At 44.3% G+C, this 740-nt stretch carries 1 pseudogene; it reads right to left on the bottom strand.

Features of this window, described 5'->3' with window-relative positions:
* Nucleotides 1–653 (bottom strand): annotated as a pseudogene (locus FAY32_RS14450) (IS256-like element IS1310 family transposase); the annotation flags it as partial.
* Between the last annotated feature and the right edge of the window lie 87 nt (nucleotides 654–740).

Genomic DNA, 740 nt, shown 5'->3' with positions numbered 1-740 from the left:
CCTTGCTTAATCAGGGTTCCCAGTAATTCAGTCCAGATCCCAGTTGATTCCGTCGGCGCCACTTGGTAGTTCAGCACTTCTTTCGTACCATCTGGACGAATGCCAATCGCAATATGAACCGCTTCTTTTTGAACGGTATCCCGCTTTAACGGCAAGTAAGTGGCATCTAAGAAGATAGCCGCATATTGTGAAGCCAGTCGACGTTGCTGGAAAGCTTGAACCTGTTCATTGACGGCTTTAGTCATGTTGGAAACCGTGGCTTTGGAGTAGTGAGCACCGTACATATTCTCAATGAGTTCGGCAATTTCAGCAGTGGTAATTCCCTTGGTATACAACTGAATAACCGTTGTTTCTAAATTATCACTGTGCCGACCGTAGGCTGGCAAGGTATGATTTTCAAACCGGCCATTGCGATCTCGAGGAATGGTTAAGTTAAGTTGGCCGTACTTCGTATCAAACGAGCGCTCATAACTGCCGTTGCGGTTATTACCAGTGTTAATCCCAGCGTATGAGTAGCGTTCGTAACCCAAAAACTCTGCCAATTCAGTTTGAAGCAGCTGGTTGATGGCGATTTCAAGGTGGTGACGAAAAACTTCGTCCAAATCTTGTTTTTGGGCTAGTGCAGCGATAATTTCTGTGGTAAGTTCATTCATGGGGAATGCCTCCTGTGATGTTTTCTGTGGTTACTAAATATCATAAGGGAAGGCATTCCCTATTTCTATACAATTTAGAAATCTTTT

This window comes from Levilactobacillus enshiensis (assembly GCF_007115095.1).
GTDB classification, from domain to species: Bacteria; Bacillota; Bacilli; order Lactobacillales; family Lactobacillaceae; genus Levilactobacillus; species Levilactobacillus enshiensis.
This window is presented reverse-complemented; position numbering and strand designations above follow the sequence as displayed.